Here is a 20,742-nt window from a genome sequence, read left to right as displayed (position 1 = left end):
GCGGTGGTCAGGCGGCCCGGCGTGGATCCCGGGCGGTACGGGGTGCCGGTCCGGGTGCCGGGGTGGGTGGGCGGGTGTTGGCCGCGGCGGCGGTGCGGATGGCCTGTGCGCGGCCGGGGACTGCGGGTGGGAGTTTGCGGGTGCGGGCGGTGAAGGGGTGGGTTTCCTCGCCGTCGGTGAGGAGGCGGGCGGCGATGTGGAAGGCGCCCAGGTGGGAGAGGTCGTGTTCGGTCAGGCGGGGGTGGGTGTGGCGGGCCAGGTGCCGGGCGTCTTCGGGGCTGGCGGTGAAGAAGACCTTGGAGCGGGTGTTGGCTGAGATGCCGGCGTGCAGGTCCTTGGTGAGCTGGTCCAGGTGCTGGTGGGCCAGGGTCATGGACAGGCGGTAGCCGCGGGCTTCGGCGAGCAGGTCTTCCAGGGGGTAGGGCAGGTTGAGGAAGTTGTGGCATTCGTCGACGTAGAGGGCGCAGTCGCGGCGTCGGCGTTGTGGGAGGCGGGCGCGGCGGGTGGCTGCTTGCCAGACCGCGGCCACGATGATGGATCCGACCAGGCTGGTGGTGTCGATGCCGAGGGCGTCTTTGCCGATGCGTACCAGGCAGATTCCGCCGTCGAGGACCTTGGTCATGTCCACTGTGGAGGGTCCGGCGGCGAGTGCGTTGCGGACGAACGGGCGTAGCAGCAGGCCGCGGAGTTTGTTCATCAGCGGGGCGATGATGTGGGCGCGGGCGGGGTCGGACAGGGTGTTGTAGCCGGCCCAGAAGCCGAGGAGGACTTCGTCGCGGAGGTGTTCGGTGGCGCGGGCGCGGAAGGCGGGCACGGTGAGCAGCTTGGGCACGTCCAGCAGGGTGGGAGTGCCGGGTTGGGCGGTGAGGGTGAGCAGGCTCGCGCGCAGGATGTCCTCGGTGCGAGGCCCCCAGGAGGAGGCGTAGATCCGGGCGAAGATCGAGACCAGGTTGTCCACGGTGCGGGCGGTGTCGGCGCCCTCAAGGGGGTTGAGCACCGGTGGGCGGGTGGGGCTGTCGGCGTCGAAGAGCACCACCTTCTCGCCCACCTCCTCGGGTAGGCGCTGCAGCAGGTCGTGGATCAGGTCACCTTTGGGATCGATGACCACTGCGCCGCGGCCGGCTTCGGCGTCGGCCAGCACCAAGTTCGCGATCAGTTCGGACTTGCCGGAGCCGGTCTTGCCCAGGATGTGCAGGTGGTGGCGGGCATCGGCGACGTGCAGGCCGATCGGGCGGGAGTGTCCGGCATCGCTGATCCCCAGCGGTTTGATCTGCGGCCCCGTGGTGGCGATCCCGGGTGGTGGTGGGAGGGCGCGGGCGCCGGCGCGGTGCAGGCCGGGGGCGGCCTCGTCCAGGGGCAGGTGGGCCAGGGCAGCGAGTTCGGGCACCGAGAGCAGATCCCCGGCATCCAGGCGCCGGGAGACGACCATGGCCTGCGGGTGGTGCAGGCGGGTGCGGCGGTAGTGGTTGTGTTCGGCGAAGGGGGCGAAGGCGGAGGCGAGGGCGTGGCCTCGGCCGCGGAGTCCGGCCTGGACCGCGGTGCGTTCCTGCGGGGTGGGGGTGGCGGTCAGGGTGGTGGCCGCGAGGTAGCGGATGCGGGTGTCGTATTGCGGTTCGCGCTGTTTGGCCACGATGGCCCGGTCCTGGGCGGTGTAGTCCATGCTGGTCTGCCGATCCAGCCGCGGCGCCGAGGAGTTCGTGCGTGTGCCGTGGGTGTGGGTGCCGGGGGTGAGTAGGTCGAGGAAGCTGCTGATCGGGTTGCCCGGTCGGCCGGTGTGGAGGCGCCGGGCGGCTCGGCGGGCCCGCGCGAGGCGGCGCCCGGTGACCGGGCGGGCCAGGATCTGCACGCGGATGTGCTCATGCGGGCTGAGGCCGGTCGCGGCGTTGAGCAAGGCGCGCAGGGGGTCGGTGGCGAAGGTGGTGCGGATGGGCAGCGCCTCGGGGCGGGCCAGGCGGAGTTCACCGCCGATCGCCTCGACGTGACCGCCGTGGTGCGGCGGTGGTGCCGGGGTGGTGCGGGTGTGCGCGCCGGGCCAGGCGGCCTCGATGGCGCGCTCGACCAGTCCCGGTGGCACCAGGCCGGGCACCCACAGCTGGATCTGCAGTCCGTTGACGGTGAAGTCGTACTCGAAGCTGAGGTGTGCCTGGCCGTGTAGCAGTCGTTTCCAGGCGGGGTGGAGCAGGCCGATGAGGTTGGCCCACAAGGTGATCGCGCCGGTGGGCTCGACCGTGGGCGGGGCCAGCACGGTGATCAGCCGGGCGTCGGTGGCCAGTCGGGTGTGGTTGCGGCGGCGCCGGGCCCGGCGCAGGACCGCCAGCCCGGTGACGAGCCCGACGAAGACACCGGCGGCCGTCGGCCCCCAGGCCACCAGCCAGTCCCTGGCCGCGGTCGCCAGGTTGAGGAGAGCGCCCCACGGGTCAAGCAGGTAGTCCGCGATCGGCGAGGCGTACGAAATCCCGTTGCCTGCCAATGGGTTCTCGACTGGCAGCGGATCCGGGGTGAGGCTAGGCAACGTCAAGGTCGACCTCCTCTGCAAGCTCGCCCGAGGTGCCAGTGGCTGCGGACTCCAGGTCCACGAACGTCTCCGGACTGGTCTCCGATGCGCTCGCGGCCAGGGCGGCCAGCTCCGCGGGTGAGGTGGTGATCAGGTCGTGTTCGGCCGGGGAGGCCAGGGCTTGGAAGGCGACCCGGTGGGTGCCGGTGGCCAGCAGTCCCTGGCCCTGGGCGGCGGAGAGCAGGAACTGGCGTTCCCCGGCGGAGAGGGTGAAGGCATGGCCGATCTCCTCGATGGTCTGCGGGGCTTGGCGCAGCAGGATCTGGGTGGCGGCGTTGGCGATGACGGCCTTGCCGATCTCCGAGCCCAAGACGTCGGCGGCGTCCTGGGTGGCCACGGTGAGTCCGGCCCAGTGCTTGCGGCCGGCTTTGGCCATGCGGAAGAGGAACTCCGCGCCCGTGGGTTGGCGCATCAGCATCCAGGCTTCGTCAACCACGACCAGCCGGGGGCGGCGGATCGCGGCGTTGGAGACCTGCCGCCACACCGCATCCAGTGCGAGCAGGGTGCCCAGGGGTTTGAGTTCCTCGGCCAGCTCCCGCAGGGAGAACACGACGAAGTGGCCTTCCGGGCGCAGGGTGGTGGGCTTGGCGAACAGCCCGGAGAACGCGCCGGTGGTGTAGGGCTGAAACCGCGCGGCCAGCGTCACCGCGGCCGGTTCGCGTACGCGGGTCAGGGCGGTGGCCAGGTCGGCCAGCAGCGGCGCGGGGCGTAGCCAGGTGCGGGGGTCGGCGGTGATCCCGGCCGCGGCGTAGGTCGCGGTGATGGCGCGGTCCAGGGCGAGGCGTTCGGTGGCGTCGAGTTCGGTGCCGAGCAGGACGGCCACCACGGTGTGCAGGAACAGGGAGCGGCGCACCAGGGCATCCCGGGGTGCGGTGCGCCGCCCGTCCGGGCGGGTGTGCACCGGCAGGTCGAGGGGGTTGAGGTGCACTCCGGTGGCGCCCAGTTGCAGGTGGGTGCCGCCGATGGCGTCGGCCAGGCGGGCGTATTCGTCTTCGGGGTCGACGATGAGCACCTGCACGCCGCGGTAGAGCGAGCGCAGCGCTTCGAGCTTGACCAGGTAGGACTTGCCGGCGCCGGAGCTGCCCAGGATGACCGAGTTGTGGTTGGCGCAGGCGAATCGGTCGTGGTGGACCAGTCCTTGGGAGCCGAGGTTGAACCCGTAGAGCACCCCGGTGGGCGCCGCGGCGGAGGCCGGGTCGGAGGCGGGCAGGTCCGGGCTGGTGAAGGGAAAACTGGCCGCGAGCGCGGTGGTGTCGAAGGTGCGCCGCAGCCCGAGTTGGTCCATGCCCAGGGGCAGGGTGGTGATCCAGCCTTGCAGGCTGCGGTAGCTGGCGGGTTTGGCATCCAGCAGCAGGGAGGCGGCCAGGGCGCGGACCGCGGCGACCTCGGTGGCCAGCTCTGCTGCGGTGTGGGCGTGCACGGTGAGGTAGAGGCCGAGGCGGAACAGCTTGTCCTGGCTGCGGGCCAGCCGGTCGGCCAGGTCCTCAGCATCGCGCAGAGCGACCGCGGTGTGCGGGTCCAGGCCGGTGCCGGAGCCGAGCCGGGCGACCTGTTTCTTGAGGCGGTCGGCGGCGGTGACCGGGTCGACGGGGTCGATGTGCAGGCTGACATCCAGACGCCCGGGGTAGGTCAGCAGTGGCTGGAGCCAGCCGGGGTGGACCTCGCGTGGGTAGCCGGTGACGGCGAAGGAGGCCACCTGTTCGCCGCCGACCTCCAGGTGCCGGGCCCCGACGGTGATCGAGTCCGGGGTGAACACCCCGCTGCCCGCGGTGCTGGTGCGCTTCATCGCTGGTCACCTCCGTCCGGGTAGCTGGTGGTGGCCGGGGTGCCGAAGGCGGCCGGATTCCAGCCGCCGGCAGGTGCGGTGGTGATCACCTCGTCGGCGGTGGCCAACGTGGTGCCGGGCGGGATGAGCGAGTCGGGGTTGCAGGCCGCGGCCAGCACGCTGGTCGCCGTGCCGGGCTCCAGCGCAGTGACGGTGATCCCGGCCGGTGCCAGCAGCGCGGTGGCTTCCTGCACCCGCTGGGCAAGCCGGGTTTCCGCGGCGCGGCGGGCCCCCTCATCGGGCCGCACTGGCGGGTGGCCGCGGCCTCGTCGCAGCAGCGCCAGCGGCGAGCCGCTCCCGCTGGCTCCGGGGGTATGGAGGGGTTCGCGCAGGGCCAGGAGGACTTGGCGGCGCAGCAGGTCGGTGGTGGCGGCCAGCTGGGTGAGGTAGTCGGCGTGTTCGCGGGCGGCGTGTTCCAGCGCGGGGTGGGGCAGCCGGGGCGCGCCCTCGTGCAGTTCGGCGATCTGGGTGGACAGGTCCAGCCGTTGGGCGCGCACGAGCATCTGGGCGGGGGCGGTCAGGCTGTTGAGGAAGCGGGCGAAGACGGTGACGAGGGCTTGTTGCTCGGCGGCGGTGCGCAGCCCGAAGTTGACCGTGGAGCACACGGCCAGCACGGCCAGGCCGTCAGGACCGAGGTCGATGACCCCGGCGTCGGTGACTTCCTCGGCGGGCAACTCCAACGGCACCGGGGACACCGCCCCGGGCCCGCCCGCGGTGGTGGCGTGCTGGGTCAGCCAGTCCGGGACGGCGGGAATGCCTTCGGGGGCGGCGACACGGTGCCGCGGGCTCAGCGCCTGCCGCAACGCCGCGAGGGCGAGGCGATCCAGGCTGATCCCGTCCCGCTGGCCCAGCGCCAACACGGCGGTGAACGCCGCGATCGGCAGCGCGGCCAGCGCGAAGACCAGCAACGGGACCAGGTCGCGGGTGAGGTAGTAGGCGCCGTAGAGCAGGCCAGCGACGGCGGTGAGGATGAGCACCTGCCGTCCGGTGAGCGGGCCGAGGATGCGATCCGGCCGGTCGACATCAGCGGGGATGCGGATGGGCGAGGTCATTTCTCACCTCCAGGTCGAGTCCGCGGGGCAGATTGCGGCGGGTGGAACACCACCGCGGGGGCGGCGCGGTCCGGACTGCTCGCCGAGTTCTCCGGCGCACCGGGCTGTGGCTGGAACAGAGGCGGGGCGGGAGTGTGGGCGCGGGCGCGGCGGACGAGGGGTGCGACTGCCGGATGCCCGAACACCGGGGCCGCGGGCGCGGCGTCGGCGGTGCGGGGTTGGGGGAGGGGCTCGGGGGTGGCGGGCTGGAACCGCAGGTGTGTGGGCACCGCCGCGGTGGGCACGCGAACCGGTGCGGGCACCGGGACCGAGGCGGTCTGAAACCGCAGCGGACTGGGGGTAACCGCGGTCTGGGCAATGGGCTTTGCGGTGGTGGGCCGGTCGGGGACCGGGGCCTGGAACTGGGTCATGGTGGGTGCCTCCGAGGCGTGACGTGGAGCCAGGTCATGGGTCGGGGTCTGCGGGGCGTGTTGCTGGAACCGGACTGCGCCCACTCGGCTGGCTGGCTGCCGGTGAGCGAGGGCGGTGGCGCGCTGCTCGCGCAGCCGGCGGGCGATGGCCTCCGGGCCGCCGATGCCGGCCAGACCGCCCCACTGGCGGATCGCCATCGGCCACGGCGGCTCACTGACCGCGCCGGGCTGCGGCCGCGGGGCGGCGGAGCGGGTGCCGGAGGAGGCGGTGCTTCGGCGGCGTCCGCTGACCACGCCGAAGGTCTTGCCGATGATGTAGGCGCGCAGCAGCCCGCCCACCAGGGAACGGCCCTGGCTGAGCTTGAGCGGCTTGAAGATCCAGAAGGGGATCTTGACCAGGATGTAGAGCAGCGCGAGCCCCACCAACAGGTTGACCAGACCACCGGTGGTCGGCCCGAACACCGTGAACCCCGGCGCGAGGATCACCCGCAGCGCGGTGATCAAGGTCAACGACTGGGCAAGCTGCACCGCCAAACAGCCGCCGAAGGCTCGCCACCACCACACCGCGATCCCGTCGGAGACCGACAAGGCGTGGCCCATCAGCAGCAACGGGGCGGCCACGATCAGGATCACGGTCAGGGCGACCCGCACGATGTAGGTCAGCAGCACCGCGATCACGCCGATGGCCACCGCGATCATCAGCAGGGCCTGGATGATGCTCATCCCGAAGGCCGGGTTGAGCAGCAGGAGTTTGAGCGCGTCGGCGGCCTCGGTCGGGTTCACCCCGGGCCCCATCACCGCGGCCGAGAGCGCGTTGGCCAGCTCGATCGCCTTGACCGCCACGAACAGCGACAGCGCGCTGGCCAGGAACCCGGTCAGCAGCCGCGGCAGGATCTCCTGCGCCGAGGAGCGGGTCTGCAGGGTTTGGTAGGCCATCAACTGGATCCCGGCGACGACCACGAGCAGCCCGTAGCAGGCCAGCACGATCTCCCAGGAGGACTGCCACAGCTGCCCGATCCGGGGCACCGACGCCGGGGTCGGGGTGGTGAGCAGGGTGTTGCCGAGCAGCTCCAGCAACGGGTTGAGCGCGGAGGCCGCCATGTCCCGGAACAACTCGGTCAGCATCGTGTCCAGGCAGACCGACCAGGTCGAGGTATCCCACAAGGAGCACGCCAGCTTTCCCGACCCGCCCGGTTGGCCCGGCGGCCGGCCGGGGGTGGTGGGCTGCGGGATGCAGCCCGGTCCGGTGCACGGCGCCGGGGTCGTGCTCGGCGCGGAGGTGGTGGTGCTCGGGTTCGCCGACGTTGGTGGTGGGGGTGGGGGTGTGCTCGGCTGGGCATTCGCGGAGACGGCCGCGGCCGCGGCCAGCAGCAGGCCCAGGCTCATCGCCAGGGCCCACCCGGCCCAGGAACGGCGTACTCCGCGGCGGGCCGGTGCGCCCGCGGGGGGAGGGCTGGTGGCGGTCATGGCCCGGCTCCGACGATCCGCTTGAGGATCTCCACGATCAGCGGTGCCAGCAGCGCCACCACGTACCCCACGCCTGCGCACTTGAGCGCCAACTTGGCCTTGCTGACCTCACCGGGGTCCCCGCCGGCCGCGAGGTAGCGGGCGCCGCCGAAGCTGAGGAACAGGGTGGCCAGACTGCCGAGGATGCCCAGCAGCCACAGCTGAATGTTGCTCAGCACCTCCTCCACCGACTTGGCCAGCGCTAGCACCGCGGCCGGGTCGGCCTGCACCGAGGAGGCCGACCCCAGCCACCCCACGGCGATCAACAACGCCACCTGCAGCGTTCGGCGCACCACCTGTTGCGGTAGCTGACCACGGCTAGTCCTCCGATGACCGTGGGCGGAGCCCGCGGGCATGGATACGAAGTCGATGTCGGGGTGCTGGATCCGGGCAACGGGAGCCGAGCGCTGTTCGCTGGTGCGTGAGGGCGGAGTTAGGCACATGGGGGCACCTCCGAACGGCGTGGGTTGGATGGAGTGGTCTCATGCACCTGAACTCCGGAATCCGAGCCGGTCTTGGACATCCCGCGCCGGACTTTCCGCCCGGACCGCCCACGGGATTTGGTCACCGACCGTGGTCGATCGGGGCCGGGTTGGCGGCGAGGAGCCGTGGGCTCGACGGTGTCCTCGCACAGGTAGGCGCGCAGCCGGGCCTCCGCGCGCTGGCGCATCTTGTAGGCCGCCCACAGCTTCATCCGGCTGCGAGCGGCCCAGTCGGCCATCGGCACTTCCTCCAGCCGGGTCGCTCCGATGACCGCGGCCTCGATCCGGGTCAGGACTTCCTCGTCCACGGCGCGGGCCAGGACCAGATCGGGGTGTCCCCAGGGCGGGTGCGGAGCCCGGGAGAAGAACCCCGAGGGCAGGGGTGTCGGGGCGGCCAGGGCCTCGGCGACCGCGGCGTGCCCGGCGCGGAAGGCCGCCCACCGCAAGCGCAACATGATCTTCGAGCGGCGCAGATCGATCGTGCTGACCGCGGCGAGGAACCCGCGCAGCACCTCGCCGGCGACATCGGCCGGGTCGGCGGCGAAGCGGTCGGTCAAGCGCGCGGTGACCGAGGTGAGCGCGGGCAGGGCCATGCCGACCGCGGCCACCGTCCAGGTCGCACCCTCGGTGCGCGAGCGCAGCACCAGGTGCGCCCACACCGCGTCCCGGGTGGACTGGCGGCAGCGGCGCTCCAACACCAGATCCCGGAGTTCGCCCAGGGGAATCTGGCGATCCGGGAGCCCAGGAAACCGGCACCCGTTCAGCGACACCGGATGCGGCCCGGTGACCAGCCACTCAAAGGCACCGCGTGCCACATCGAGCGCATTCTCGGAATACATGTCGCTGTCGCTGCGGTGCGAGGTCGAACGTGGGGACATGACGTAGCTCCTGCGGCGTCGAGGTGTTCAACAACGACGCCAGTACGCCACGGCGATTGCTAGCGAAATGCTAGCCGGATACTATTTACGGTCCCTTCGGGCTACTATTTAACTACTAGATTCCATCGACTTTGCGAAAAATAGGCATCGCGTCCTGGCGGCAAGAAGTTGCATCCCTAGTGGGCGCTAGTAGTCGATGAGCTGTGACGTTCCCGCAGGGCTAGTGGTGAGCTAGTAGCCGGATGTTTGCCTGCCGGGTTACTTGAGGCACATCCACCCTTGTCTGCCGAAAAAATCTTGGAAGAGCTTCACCCGTTGAACCGGGCAGTGAGGGCGGACGTCGACGGGGCCGCGTCGGGACGGAGCTGTTGCGGCTTGCCATCTGGGATTGGGCTGCAAAGTTGATGGGCTCTTGTCCAATAGGTGCGACGAAACCGGAGTTAAGGGGCGTCCAGCAGCTCACCACTCGCCCTGCGGAGGCTCCGATGGATTCGCGCAGCTTTTCCGGTTCACCCACTGATTCGAGCATCAAACCTGGTACACCCTCACGATGGCCCGGCGGCTGCGGCTGCGGGGAGCGGCGGTGGTTCGGCCGGGGTCCCTGCCTGTTCAGGCCGACCGAGGCCAGGTTGACGACCGTGTGGCCCGGCCCCCGGCTCGCCGCCAGGTCCCCGCAGGACTGGCTGGTGTGCACGATCGTCAAGATCGTCACCAGCTACACCCGTCCCGGCGACCGAGTGTTGCTGCTCGCCGCCCCACGCCCCGCCAAGCCGGTGGCGAGCATCGGCGCGACGCGGGTCCAGGCACCGTGGGCACAACCGGAGTACAGCGGGCTCCTTGACGCCCGGTGGGCAGTGTTCCGCCTCGGGCGGACCGCTCAAACCCGCACCGACGCGGGCAGCACCAACCACACGGGCGACGACGCCCCCAAGGTGGCCGACACCGAGCCGGGCCCAGAACCCCGGACCACCCAAACCACGGCCCGCAGCGCAGGCGAGCACAACTCGGACCAGGCGCTCCACACTGCTGCCGATCCCGGCACGGGCTCGTTCGACCTGATCATCACCGCGGTTGAGCCGACCGTCCAGCACCACCCGGGACTCCGTCGCTGGGCCAGCCACCTGACCGGCCGCGGCACCGTCGCGGTTATCACGCACAGCCACCTGGACGGCTCCGAGTTGCACGACCCGACCGGCGCGGTAGTCCGCTCAGCCGAGCAATACGGACTCCGCCTTCTCGATCACCTTGCCGTGCTCGGCACCATCACCACACTGCCGCACACCGAGTCCAACGACCCCGCTGTCAGCGACGCCGGTGACGCGCAGTCCTTCACCGACATCCTCGTCTTCACCGCCGCCCTGCCTGGAACCACCGCACGGGACCACCGCGGAGACCTCCGATGACTGCCGAGAGGTCGAAGTCCGCAGCCACAGCGGTGTGGTTCACCGGCGAGCGCAGCCTCACCGACCAGCTCCGCCGAGGTGGCTACGCCCCGGCCACCCAGGCAGACCACGACCAAGTCCCGCCCACGATCGCCGCACACGCCATCACCACCCGCACTCAACCCGGCGACCTCATCCTGGACCCCGACTGCGGCGCGGGCACCGTCCTGACCGAAGCCCTCTACACCGGCCGCCGGGCCATTGGCCTGACCGTCGACCCGCGCTGGCGCCGGGTCGCCCGCATGAACCTCACCGCGGCCCATCGCAACGGCGCCCGACGGCCCGGAACTGTGCTCACCGGAACGCCCGGACTTCTTCGCGACGCCGAGGCCACCGGTCTGGCCGGCCAGGTGGACCTGGTGCTGACCAGCCTCCGCGGCCACCGGCTGAGCACCTCGCTCGACCACGCGGGGGCGCGGTCGGAGTGGACCGCCCGCTGTCGGCGCCTGGCCGACACGCTGTCCGACTGCCATCCGCTGCTGCGTCCAGGCGGCCATGCCGTGGTGGTCATCCAGCCCACCCGCTGCGGCGACGTGCTGCTCGACCTGCCCACCCAGGTACTGGAGGCCGGGCGCGCCGCCGGGCTCATCCCGATCCAGCGAGGCATCGCGATGACCGCCCGGGTGCGCGGGCACGAGGTGTTCGCCCGCGTCGGGTTCGCCGCTCGCCGCGCCGCCGAGCAAGCCCGCGCAGCGGGAACACCGATCGCCCTGACCGCTCACTGCAACGTGGTGATCTTCCGCGCTCGCATCTTGCCAGCCAACCTGCTGGCCGACGGCGTGGCCACCGACCTGCCGCCAGCCACCGCCTCGTCGCGGCCGGACGGCATCGCCAACCCTGGTCCGAGCGCGAGGTGGGCGGCGTGACCCTCCTGCCGTGCGGCGAATGCAGGTGGCATCCGACCTGCCGCCGCCTATCAGCAGCCCGCAGGGCGGTCCGGCGCCACCGCTGCGAACCGCTGTCGAACGACCACCCGCACCAGGCATACGTCGGCTGCAGGACGTCACGACTCGCGCGATGCGTCCGGCTCGCACTTGTCGGGCGATCGGGCGCCACTACTTCCACGGGCTCGCTGGCCGGCTTGGCCAGCGAGTCGGTAAACGTGGAGAACTCCGGCCGGGAAATGAGCGCGCCGGTTCTCCCAAGCCACCTCGGCCAGTACCCCGACTCCAGGATTGCCCACGCCGCCACGCTGTGCCCGGCCGCTTTGGGCCGCCGCGTTCGCGCCGCCGTGGCGAATCTGCCCGACGGGGGTGCCCCATGAGCCCGGCGCCTCGCCGCAGCGCGCCGACGGGGTTTGCCAACACCACGTTGCCCGGCTCCGATCAGCCCCCGCCATCACGTTGCTCTCTCGCAGAACGCCTTGCCGCAGCAGTACGCGCCCCGACCTCGGCCGCGCGGCCCCAGCCCAGCGGTCTGCCCGTCCCTGCGATGCGAACCAGCACACCAGCCACCGGCCTGTACTGCGTCGTCTCGCCCGTCGACCAGCGAGGCCGACTCGCCGACCGATCGCCCCTGCGCGTTCTCGGCTGGCCACCCGGCCACCGGATCTCCCTCACCGTGCTCAACGCCGCGGTCATCGTCGTAACCGGGCGGCGCGGCCCACACACCCTCAACCGCCAAGGACGTCTGCGGCTGCCGGCCTCGATCCGGCACCAGTGCGGCCTGGCAACAGGTGATCGCCTACTCGCGGTGGCCCTGCCCGGACACGACTTCCTCGCGATCTACACCCCGACCGCGGTGGGCTCGATGCTGCTTGCCTGCCACGTCGGTGCACGGCAGGAGCCGGGGCGGTGACCGCCGAACTGGAAGTGGCCCGACTGCTCCTGGCCAAACTCGGTGTCAGCGCCGAACAGCTCCTCGCCGAGCCGGCCGCGGAGACGCCGATGCCGCTCCTGCGCGACTACCTGCCGCGCGTGGCCGGCGCCGTCTCCGCCAGCACACGCGAGGTCTACGGCCCCTACTGGCGGCGGATGGTGGAGGTCTGGGGCGACCGGCCCCTGGATCAGGTGACCGCATTGGAGATCAAGCAACTCGCCGAGCAGACCACGCACCGGGCCGTGGTGCGCAAGAACTCCCGGTCCGGCCGCAGTGCAGCCGAGCACCTGATCAGCGCCGTTCGCTGTGTGTACCGGCACGCCGTCAACGATGAACTCCTCCGCGAGTGGGACAACCCCGCCATCCGCGTGGCCAAGCCCCGGAGACTGGCCAGCACCCGCCGCGCGCTGCCACCGGCTCGGCTCGCCGAGATCAACGAGGTGGCCGGCTCGACCGGCAACGACCCTGAACTGGACCTGACCCTGCTGCGCCTGCACACCGAAACCGCCTGCCGCCGTGGCGGCGCCTTGTCTCTGCGCCCGAAGGATCTCGACCCGCAGCAATGCCTCATTCGCCTGCGGGAGAAGGGAGAGACGACCCGCTGGCAGCCGGTGTCCTCCACCATGATGAACACCTTGGTCGCACACGGCGAGGCACGTGGCGCCGAACCCGACGGCCCGCTTTTCCGCTACCGCAACGGCCGCCCAATCACGACCCGCCGCTACGACCACATCTGGATCCGAGTGGGCAAGCACTTGCCGTGGGTGGCCATCCAGCAGGTCACGACACACTGGATCCGGTACACGACGTTGACGTTTGTCGAGAGGAACTTCGGCTACGGCGTCGCCCGCGCGTACGCCGGGCACTTCGGCAAGGGCGACGGCGGGACCACCACGACCTACATCCGGGCCGAGCTTTACGAGGTCGCCACCGCGCTGGCCGCGCTCACCGGAGAACCGCATCCATTGGCCCAAATGCCTGGGTAGCAACGCGCTGTGGCGGAGCAGTTCTGCGCGCTGGACGTCAGCGATCCGACAGGAGACGGCCATTCCCTGGCGGTGCCCGGTTCCTGGGCTTGGCCGAGTCGTTGGGTCACAGCTGGCTAGCGGTGTTCGTGGACGCGGCCCTGTCCGAGTCCCGTACCCCAGCTGCAGTCTCGTGGGCATTCTGTGCCCAACTGCTCCCGAGTTGAGAGTCCCTGTCCTATCCGGGTGAAGTTGACGGAGGACCAGGCTGCTGAACTGCGTTCCGTCAACTAGGTCCGGACAACTGGCCGGAGAAGTGTCCGGACCTAGTTGACGGATTCGGTGGCGAAGAGCTGCGGTGAGAGCAAGGTGGGCCGCCGCCCCTAAGCTCGCGACGTACCCACCATGAGGCCCCATGCCCGGTGCTGTCACCGGAGGCGTCGTCGCCGAAACGGGCAGCGCCCTCGGGGAGTCAGCGGACGGTGTGCTGGGAGTGCTCGGTCACCGCCGCGAACGCGTGTGCGGCGGTGACCGAGCGGATCGCCGTCTAGCTCCGACACGGAAAGCGTCAGACGGCAAAGCGACTCAATAGTGCCGGAGGTTGCATCTACCATGCGCGTATGGCGCAATGCACAGCACCAGTCGAAGGCCACCGCTCGTCAGCGGCAGCTGCGCGATGCCCGGCATGTCGTGGGAGAAGTTCGTATCGTTCCTACTCCTCCTACAACTCGCCACAGACTTCTTACCGTGGCGGGTCGTCGTCCAGTGGTAGCGGCAGGGGCTACGGCAGCTCGATGGGCGGCGGAGGCTCGCGCCGCACCAGGACCGGCAGGACGGTGTCGTACACCACTACCGAATGGCGCACCGTCGAGCCCTTCAGCCAGAAGGCCAGCGAGCAGGCTCAAGCGCACCCGGAACGCCGCGACCTCTTCCTCTGCCACGCCTGGGACGACCGAGAAGGTAGCGCAAAAGAGCTGTATGGCCACCTGCAGTCGAATGGCGCCTCGGTGTGGTTTAGCGAAGAAGACCTCCCACTTGGTTCGCTCATGATCCGCGAGATCGATAAGGGGCTACGAAACTCCCGCGTCGGGATCGTGCTGGTCACGCCTGCGCTGCTCAAGAGCATCGAGTCCGAGGGCGTGGCCGAGAAGGAGCTCGCCGTACTGCTTTCCACTCGTCGCGTCATCCCTGTCCTGCATGGGGTGGGCTTCGGCGACCTCAACAACGTCAGCCCGCTGCTGGCTTCGCACGCTGGACTGAGCACCAAGGAGTCGACACTGAGCAACGTCGCGGCCAAGGTCGCCGCCGCTGCGGCCGCGCTCCCCGCTGTGTAGACCGACCAGCTACAAGAGGTCAAGGTCGGTGAGCCGAAGCCATCGAGGTCCAGCTCTGGGATTCGCCGCTGCCGTCCGACGGCGACGGGGTCAGGGTCCCGTCGACCGACCGATAGGCCGACCGTGATCCAACCCCGCGAGCGCAACTTGCCGCGGTGAGCGAGGCCCAGACCGGAAACACCGCTACCGGTCATTGCCGGAATGGCACGAGCCGTGTCCACTCTCCCAGCACCTCAGCGAAGCCGTCGTCGTCGGTGGCATCCAGCTTGCCAAGGATCTGCGCTCCCTGCTCGACGTTCTTTCGCGTGATGGTCATCGGGCCGAACGGGTCCGTATCCCAGGAGTTCGATCGGCCTTCGTGCACCGACACGTAGTAGACCTCTCCCGTGGGATCACCGGGCTGGCGAGGCACCACGAGATGAGCCTGCAGCGGGTCGTCTTCGGCCCCGCCTTCGCCGCCGTAGGCCAGGCAGGCGGCGACAAGCTGTTCGATCCGGACCAGGCGTTCCCGCGCGCCCCATCGCATGGCAGGGGACACCAGGTACGGTCCCCAGCTGCGCACGAGCCAGCCCGCGGCGCCTTCGGGCAGCGGCCCGGTCTGGCCGTTGCGCTCGGAGCGGGTCACCTCGCACATCTGCCAGATGCGGGAGGTCACGTCCTCGGGGTCGAATCCCGTCGGCAGAAGCTGGAGCGCCTCCGCACGGGCGGCCGCATCGAAGGCCAGCTCGTCAGCGATGGTCAGCCGCTGGGGTCGGGTCATCGAGTTCATGATCTTCGGCAGCTCGGTGGCCAGCAGGTCCTGCGTGTCGATGAAGCTCCACTGGTCGCCGTGGCGGGAACCGGTGTCCGCGGTCAGTTCGATCGGGGTCACCGATTCCGCTGGGCTGCGAAGCTGCTCGATCACCTGGGAGATTGCGGTCTCCATGGCTGGCGCGGTGTCCAGCCAGGCGGCGGCGTCCCATGCGTTCTCGGACAACTGGGTCAGCGCCGGCGCGAGCAGGTAGGCCACCTCCTCGCCGTTGAGGGTGGTCACCTTGGTGCTGATGTCGGCGGATTCGCCACGCCAGGTCGCCAGGACGGTGTAGCGGGGCCCAGACGGCAAAACGCTGTAACTGGTCACGGATCTCTCCCGAACTATGGGTCGCCGAACAACCCCCAGTGACGCGGGGGCGTTGACGTGACGAGTGAGTTCGGTAGCCCCGCGGCGCGACCGCCGAGCCAGTCCATCAACAGCATAACCGGAGACAGGCCCACCCGGTGAAACTCAGGTGGGCCTGTCCCGCGACCGGTCGAGTCCCGCAGGGCCGTCGGCGGTGCCTACTCCGATGGGTGAGGCTCACCGGTGAGCGCGGCGAGCGCCCTGGCGATCTCCTGGAGGTTGGCACGGATGTAGGTCGTAGTAGATCCGGTGTCCCCGACCTGATCGTTGTGCCCGGCGAAGGCGCGGGCGACGCCGTAGCCGAAGTTTCTCTCGACCCACGTCAAGGTGGTGTAGCGCAACCAGTGCGTGGTGACCTGCTGGGCCGCTGCCCAGGGCAGGTGTTTCGCGATTCGTCTCCAGAGGTGGTCGTAGCGGCGACTGGTGATGGGGTTTCCGTTGCGGTAGCGGAGAACCTGGTCATCAGGTCCTGCACCGCGGGACTTCGCGTGAGCCACCAACCCGTGCATCAGGGTGCTGGACACCGGCTGCCAGCGGACCGTGTCTCCCTTCTCTCGCAACATGATCAGGCACTGCTGGGGGTCGAGATCCCGCAGGCGCAGGGCAAGCGCGCCCCCACGGCGGCAGGCGGTTTCGGTATGCAGGCGCAGGATCAGGGAGTCCAGTTCGGGGTCGTCGCCAGTGGTGGCCGCGACGTGGTTGACCTCGGCCAGTCGGTTGCTAGCGATGGCGCACCGGGTGGACGGCAGCCGGCGAGGTTTGTCGACCTTGCGCGCCGGGTTGTCCGCCGCGGAGATCAGCTGCTCCTTCTCGGCGTACCTGTACAGGCAGCGCAGTGCGGCGATGAAGTGCTCGACCGCGCCACGGCCGCCGCGGGCGTTGCTCCGAACACGTACCGAGGTGCGGATGTTCTCGGCGAACTTCTCGACCTCCAACGCGGTCGGCTCGTCGAGATGACGATCACCCCACTCGGCACAGATGCGGTTCCAGTAGGTGCTGTAGACCCGGCGGGTGCCCTCTCGAACCGCACCGGACACGGCCGGGATGTACTTGGCGAAGGTCGGCATCGGCGGCTTCGGCTTCGGCACGGCGAGCAGGTCCTCCGGCTTGATGCCCAGGCGCTCCAGGAGAACGCGCGCGGCGTCCAGCTCGACGGCGGACGGCGCGCTGGCCGTGGTGGTGGCCGCGTTCATGAGGCCACCGCCTGTCCGGAGGTGGTGTTGACGGGCCTGCTGGCGGCGGTGTTCACCGGAGGGGCTGTGGGGCCGTTCGCGCCTGCGCTGGTGCCGTTGTTCAGGGCTGCGGCGAGTTGGGAGGACAGGCCGCGGGAACAGTCAGTCACCTGCCGGACCCAGGCCGGGGTGATCACGGTGTCCGCGGTGAGTGCTTGCTGCGCACGGGCCAGGTAGTCCGCGAAGCGGATCCGGGCTCGCGTGGGCGCCTTGTTCGCGCCGCCCTGTCGTTCATGAACACCGGCCGCGGGCTGTTCACGAACGGTCGCGGTGGTGTTCATGGACTTGGTGGTGCTGGTGTTCACCGCCCCGGTGCTGGTAGTCGTGAACTCCGGGTTCGACGGGGTGGCCGCAGTAACGCAGGCACGGGTGACGGCGGCGGTGAGCTTGTCCCGCAGGTCGGTGATCGCCTCGGCGGCCAGGAAGATCAGCAACGGTGGCACCGAGTGCAGCAGCACCGCCTTGCCGTCCCCGTTCGCCCAGGCCGACCAGGTGTTCATGGCGTAGGTCGCGGCCAGGGTCGCCCACTTCGCCCGTCGCACCCACGGCCCAGTCCGCAGCCGGTGCTGGGCGATGATCTGCTCGGCGCGCAGGATCGCGATGAGCACCAGGCTGACCATCGGGTCCAGCAGCCACGCGGTGAGCCAGGGCAAGGAGAATTGCGGGGCGCCGGCGGCGGCGAAGTGCTGGACGTTGGCCATGGTGAAGGCCAGCCCGAGCACGATCCCGGTCCACATCAGCCGGTCGACCTGGGTCCGGATGCGCTCGACCTGCAGCGCGATCACGTCCGGGTGCGTTTGGTGCGCCCGGATCCGGCTGGCCTCGCGGGCATCGTGGAGAAGTTGGTCCGCGGCGTTCACCAGGAATCACCGCCAACGGCCGCCGCGAACCTGTTGGTGAACAGCTCGTCCAACACCACTAGGGAAAGCACGAACACGCGGCCCGCGGCCGGGGCTGCGGCCAGCACGACGCGGTCTCCGGTGGCCAGGCGATGCCGGTGACGTGTGGCGGCGGGGATCCGGAAGTGGCCCTGCTTGGTCACGCTCAACGCGCCCTCGGCGTGGGCTTCGACAGCCAGGAGGCCGCCGACCTCGCGCAGTCGCAGTCGTGTTCCTGGTGTCCAGTCGAGCGCGCGCAGGACGACGAGGTCGGTGACCCGCCCGCGGTGGTCCAGAACGGAAAGCCCGTACACCACGCTGCTGGTGCGGATGGCCGGGCAAGCCGCCAACGGCGGAACGCTGGTGCTCGACTCCGGGCCGGATGACAAGCCACCGCCGCGGGCATCGGCTGGTGGCGGGGCCGGCGGAACGAGAGGTGCGATCACGACGCTGGTCAAGACGACCACCGCCCCAAGCGATGGCCTGAACAGCGCAGGAGCGCGGGATCGGCTGGTTCAAGCGCGCTCAAGCACGCATACGTCAGATGTGGCAGGGATGCGACGTGTGGGGGTTCGTGTCCCCCCTCGGACACCAGCACATAGTGTTCCCCCTAGATCAGCCGTTGTCGTGTTCAAGCACGCTTGAACACCCCGCCGCTGCATCTGGCGATATCCCACGTCACTGCTCGTGGCGGTGGTCGTCATGACCGGCAGCCTGATCGCCCCGCTCATCCCACCGACCGTCCCATCAGGACGGTCCGGCCATCCAGCCCGCCGTCCTGGCGCTCAGGGCCCTGGTGCTCGCAAGCTGCCGCTGGCCACCGTGGCCAGCCCACCGGCTCGCACCGCCACCACCCTGTACCGACTCTCCGCGGTGGACTGCAACGGCTACGTCCTCAACCGCGCCATCCTCACCGCTCTCACCTGGCCGGCGGGAACCCGGCTGTCCGCGCGCATGGCCCGCAGCCTGCTTGTGCTCACCGCGGACCAGGCCGGTGCGTTCGCGATCGGCAACCAGGGCGATCTCTGGCTACCGATCACCGTGCGCCGCGCCTGCGGTCTGGTCACCGGGGACCGGGTCCTGCTGGCCGCTGACCCACCCCTGGGGCGGCTGGTGCTGGTCCCGCCCGCCGAGCTGGACCGGATGCTGTCCCGCTCCTACGGCGAGGAGTGGGGCGGTGAGCCGAGATGAACCCCCACCACACCAACGCCACGACCGTCGTGGAGACCGTGGAACGCATCCGACGCCAGGTGGATGTGCTGCTGTGGACCGGGATCGTGCTCGGGCTGCTGTTCACCATGGCCAACGTCCAGCACTTCGCCGCAGCCGGTGCCCCCGCCTTCTCCCTGGTCTGGTGGGCGGCCTGGTTGCTGGATCCGATGGTCAGCCTGGTGTTGATCGCGATCCTGCGGGCCGAGCAGATCACCGCCCGCCACCAGGTCGCCGTCGGCCCCTGGGTACGGCGCGCGAAGTGGGCCACGCTGGCCGCGACCTACGCCATGAACACCTGGACCGCCTGGGCCGGGGACACCTGGGGTCCGGTGCTGCTGCACTCGGTGCCGGTGATGGTGGTGTTCCTGGCCGCCGAAGCCCTGACTGACCTCAACGACAAACTCACCCAAGCCAGCGCCCAAGCGTTCACCACCACGACCAACACCCCGTTCACCGACACCCCACCCACACCGTTCACGAACCCGGCCGCGCCCTCGGTGAACACCACCAGCAACACCTCCACCAGTGTCGCGGCCGCCGTTCATGAACACCATGCTGGTGACGTTCGTGAACCCGCCCGCTCCCACGAGCGCGGCCGTAGTCGGCAGAAGACCGGCACCGTCCGGATCACCTTCGACGACTACCTCAACACCGCCCGCCGTGAACGCACCCCCGACACGGTGGTTACCCCGGCGTGGGTACGCGAGGTAACCAGCTGCTCCCGCGGCCTGTCTTCCCGGCTCGCCGCCACCCTCCTCACCGAGCCTGCACCACCCCCGACCGCCCCGATGCTCAACGGTGCCCGAACCGAACTCGTGAACGCTGGGGAGGTGCGTTCGTGAACGCCCCCGCCCCAGGCGTTGCCGTCACGGACGCGGCCAAACTCGACGCCGCCCGCGTGCTGCTGGACACCCTGGGCATCTCCGTAACGGACTTGCTCAACGAGCCCGTGGATCGGCCGCCGGTGCCGACCTTCGACGAATACATCCCCAAAGTCGCTGACGCGGTCGGCGAGGGCACCCGCCGCAACTACGGCACCTACTGGAAACGCATCCGCGCTCACTGGGGTGATCGCCGCCTGGATGAACCGACCCCGACCGAGATCGAACTGCTGACCCAGGAAATCCGGGCATCGGCGCTGGTGCGGCGCAACTCCCGCGGCGGGCGCAGCGCCGCCGAACACCTCATCGCCGCCCTGCGCTGTGTGTATCGGCGCGCCGAGATCGATGATCTCATCCCGAAGGGCAGCAACCCGGCGTTGAAGGTGCCTAAGCCCCGGCGGTTGCCCTCGACCCGGTGCGCGGTGGCCAACGACCGGCTCGCCGAGATCAACCAGGTGGCCGCCACCACCGGCAACGACTCCGAGTTGGACGCGCTGCTGCTCCGGTTGCACACCGAGACCGCCTGCCGTCGCAGCGGCGCCCTTGCCCTGCGACCCCAGGATCTCGACGAAACCCAGTGCCTGGTCTACCTGCGTGAGAAGGGCGAAACCGCCCGCTGGCAACCAGTCTCACCCACTCTCATGCGCGCTTTGGTCCGGCACAGCGAACAACGCGGCGCACCCAAGGACGGCCAGTTGCTCCGCTACGTCACCGGTCGCCCGATCACCCGGCGCCGCTATGACTACCTGTGGACGCGGATTGGCAAGCACCTGCCGTGGGCGGCGGCCCAGCAGGTCTCGATCCACTGGCTGCGGCACACCACCCTGACCTGGGTGGAACGCAACTTTGGCTACGGCATCGCGCACGCCTTCGCCGGCCACACCGACGAAGCCGGTGACGGTGGATCGACCACGACCTACATCCGCGGCCAGCTCCACGAGGTCGCCACCGCCCTGTCGACGCTGACTGGGGAACCCCACCCCTTGGCGCTGGCCGCGTAACGCGATCCGGTGGGTGTGCCCGGCTGGCTCACGCCACAGGGCACGCCCACCAGCAGGCGGCTGGCTCGGCGGTCGCGGTGCTCAGGCAACGAGCGGGCAATGCCTAGGACGTT

The 20,742-nt window shown here is 70.2% G+C and carries 19 protein-coding genes; 9 read left to right on the top strand and 10 right to left on the bottom strand.

Features of this window, described 5'->3' with window-relative positions:
- Positions 1-7 precede the first annotated feature (7 nt).
- The 4 genes from HNR67_RS28215 to HNR67_RS28200 are packed head-to-tail and all read right to left on the bottom strand — an operon-like array spanning position 8 to position 6,966.
- The gene (locus tag HNR67_RS28215; protein ID WP_407645144.1) at positions 8-2,518 is read right to left on the bottom strand and encodes a type IV secretory system conjugative DNA transfer family protein; all 2,511 of its coding nucleotides are present in this window, start codon (positions 2,516-2,518) and stop codon (positions 8-10) included.
- Positions 2,505-4,340 (bottom strand): VirB4 family type IV secretion system protein, encoded by a 1,836-nt coding sequence (locus HNR67_RS28210; protein WP_185005232.1) that lies wholly within the window; start codon positions 4,338-4,340, stop codon positions 2,505-2,507. The genes HNR67_RS28215 and HNR67_RS28210 overlap by 14 nt, the downstream gene beginning before the upstream one ends.
- The gene (locus tag HNR67_RS28205; protein WP_185005231.1) at positions 4,337-5,431 is read right to left on the bottom strand and encodes a PrgI family protein; all 1,095 of its coding nucleotides are present in this window, start codon (positions 5,429-5,431) and stop codon (positions 4,337-4,339) included. Before HNR67_RS28205 ends, HNR67_RS28210 begins: the two co-directional genes overlap by 4 nt.
- The gene (locus tag HNR67_RS28200) at positions 5,428-6,966 is read right to left on the bottom strand and encodes a hypothetical protein (protein WP_185005230.1); all 1,539 of its coding nucleotides are present in this window, start codon (positions 6,964-6,966) and stop codon (positions 5,428-5,430) included. Before HNR67_RS28200 ends, HNR67_RS28205 begins: the two co-directional genes overlap by 4 nt.
- Here HNR67_RS28200 and HNR67_RS28195 point away from each other — a divergent pair.
- Positions 6,941-7,333: a hypothetical protein gene (locus tag HNR67_RS28195; protein ID WP_185005229.1), complete on the top strand. Its 393-nt coding sequence runs from the start codon at positions 6,941-6,943 to the stop codon at positions 7,331-7,333. The genes HNR67_RS28200 and HNR67_RS28195 overlap by 26 nt on opposite strands.
- Here HNR67_RS28195 and HNR67_RS28190 read toward each other — a convergent pair.
- A complete protein-coding gene (locus tag HNR67_RS28190) occupies positions 7,305-7,640 on the bottom strand; it encodes a pilin (protein ID WP_312988215.1) in 336 nt (111 codons plus the stop codon). The two genes, HNR67_RS28195 and HNR67_RS28190, sit on opposite strands and share 29 nt — an antisense overlap.
- 140 nt (positions 7,641-7,780) lie before the next feature.
- Entirely contained in the window at positions 7,781-8,527 is a 747-nt protein-coding gene (locus HNR67_RS28185) for a hypothetical protein (RefSeq protein ID WP_312988214.1), read from the bottom strand.
- An 809-nt stretch (positions 8,528-9,336) separates the two neighbouring features.
- On the opposite strand from HNR67_RS28185, the gene HNR67_RS28180 reads away from it, so the two are divergent.
- The 5 genes from HNR67_RS28180 to HNR67_RS28160 all read left to right on the top strand — a co-directional run bounded on the left by HNR67_RS28180 (position 9,337) and on the right by HNR67_RS28160 (position 14,266).
- Positions 9,337-10,110, top strand: coding sequence for a hypothetical protein (locus HNR67_RS28180; protein WP_185005228.1), 774 nt, complete (start codon positions 9,337-9,339; stop codon positions 10,108-10,110).
- Positions 10,107-11,015, top strand: a complete 909-nt coding sequence (locus HNR67_RS28175) for a TRM11 family SAM-dependent methyltransferase (protein ID WP_185005227.1) — start codon at positions 10,107-10,109, stop codon at positions 11,013-11,015. Before HNR67_RS28180 ends, HNR67_RS28175 begins: the two co-directional genes overlap by 4 nt.
- A 565-nt stretch (positions 11,016-11,580) precedes the next feature.
- Complete coding sequence (locus HNR67_RS28170) at positions 11,581-11,946, top strand: hypothetical protein (protein ID WP_185005226.1); 366 nt, start codon at positions 11,581-11,583, stop codon at positions 11,944-11,946.
- Entirely contained in the window at positions 11,943-12,953 is a 1,011-nt protein-coding gene (locus tag HNR67_RS28165) for a site-specific integrase (RefSeq protein WP_312988212.1), read from the top strand. The genes HNR67_RS28170 and HNR67_RS28165 overlap by 4 nt, the downstream gene beginning before the upstream one ends.
- 599 nt (positions 12,954-13,552) lie before the next feature.
- On the top strand, positions 13,553-14,266 hold the full coding sequence (locus tag HNR67_RS28160) for a toll/interleukin-1 receptor domain-containing protein (RefSeq protein ID WP_425554075.1): 714 nt from the start codon (positions 13,553-13,555) through the stop codon (positions 14,264-14,266).
- A 190-nt stretch (positions 14,267-14,456) separates the two neighbouring features.
- Here the strand turns inward: HNR67_RS28160 and HNR67_RS28155 are convergent, their stop codons facing one another.
- From HNR67_RS28155 to HNR67_RS28140, 4 genes are all read right to left on the bottom strand, one after another.
- The gene (locus tag HNR67_RS28155; RefSeq protein WP_185005224.1) at positions 14,457-15,386 is read right to left on the bottom strand and encodes a hypothetical protein; all 930 of its coding nucleotides are present in this window, start codon (positions 15,384-15,386) and stop codon (positions 14,457-14,459) included.
- Positions 15,387-15,583: 197 nt separating this feature from the next.
- Positions 15,584-16,618 (bottom strand): tyrosine-type recombinase/integrase, encoded by a 1,035-nt coding sequence (locus tag HNR67_RS28150; RefSeq protein WP_185005223.1) that lies wholly within the window; start codon positions 16,616-16,618, stop codon positions 15,584-15,586.
- The gene (locus HNR67_RS28145; RefSeq protein ID WP_407645143.1) at positions 16,615-17,517 is read right to left on the bottom strand and encodes a hypothetical protein; all 903 of its coding nucleotides are present in this window, start codon (positions 17,515-17,517) and stop codon (positions 16,615-16,617) included. The genes HNR67_RS28150 and HNR67_RS28145 overlap by 4 nt, the downstream gene beginning before the upstream one ends.
- Positions 17,514-17,993: an AbrB/MazE/SpoVT family DNA-binding domain-containing protein gene (locus HNR67_RS28140; protein WP_185005222.1), complete on the bottom strand. Its 480-nt coding sequence runs from the start codon at positions 17,991-17,993 to the stop codon at positions 17,514-17,516. Before HNR67_RS28140 ends, HNR67_RS28145 begins: the two co-directional genes overlap by 4 nt.
- Positions 17,994-18,237: 244 nt before the next feature.
- Here HNR67_RS28140 and HNR67_RS28135 point away from each other — a divergent pair, with 244 nt between their 5' ends.
- From HNR67_RS28135 to HNR67_RS28125, 3 genes are read left to right on the top strand one after another with little or no spacing between them, the layout of a single operon-like run.
- On the top strand, positions 18,238-18,726 hold the full coding sequence (locus HNR67_RS28135) for an AbrB/MazE/SpoVT family DNA-binding domain-containing protein (RefSeq protein WP_185005221.1): 489 nt from the start codon (positions 18,238-18,240) through the stop codon (positions 18,724-18,726).
- Entirely contained in the window at positions 18,723-19,589 is an 867-nt protein-coding gene (locus tag HNR67_RS28130) for a hypothetical protein (RefSeq protein WP_246492611.1), read from the top strand. The genes HNR67_RS28135 and HNR67_RS28130 overlap by 4 nt, the downstream gene beginning before the upstream one ends.
- On the top strand, positions 19,586-20,629 hold the full coding sequence (locus HNR67_RS28125; protein ID WP_312988209.1) for a tyrosine-type recombinase/integrase: 1,044 nt from the start codon (positions 19,586-19,588) through the stop codon (positions 20,627-20,629). The genes HNR67_RS28130 and HNR67_RS28125 overlap by 4 nt, the downstream gene beginning before the upstream one ends.
- Positions 20,630-20,742 lie beyond the last annotated feature (113 nt).

The organism is Crossiella cryophila (assembly GCF_014204915.1).
Classification (GTDB): Bacteria; Actinomycetota; Actinomycetes; order Mycobacteriales; family Pseudonocardiaceae; genus Crossiella; species Crossiella cryophila.
This window is presented reverse-complemented; position numbering and strand designations above follow the sequence as displayed.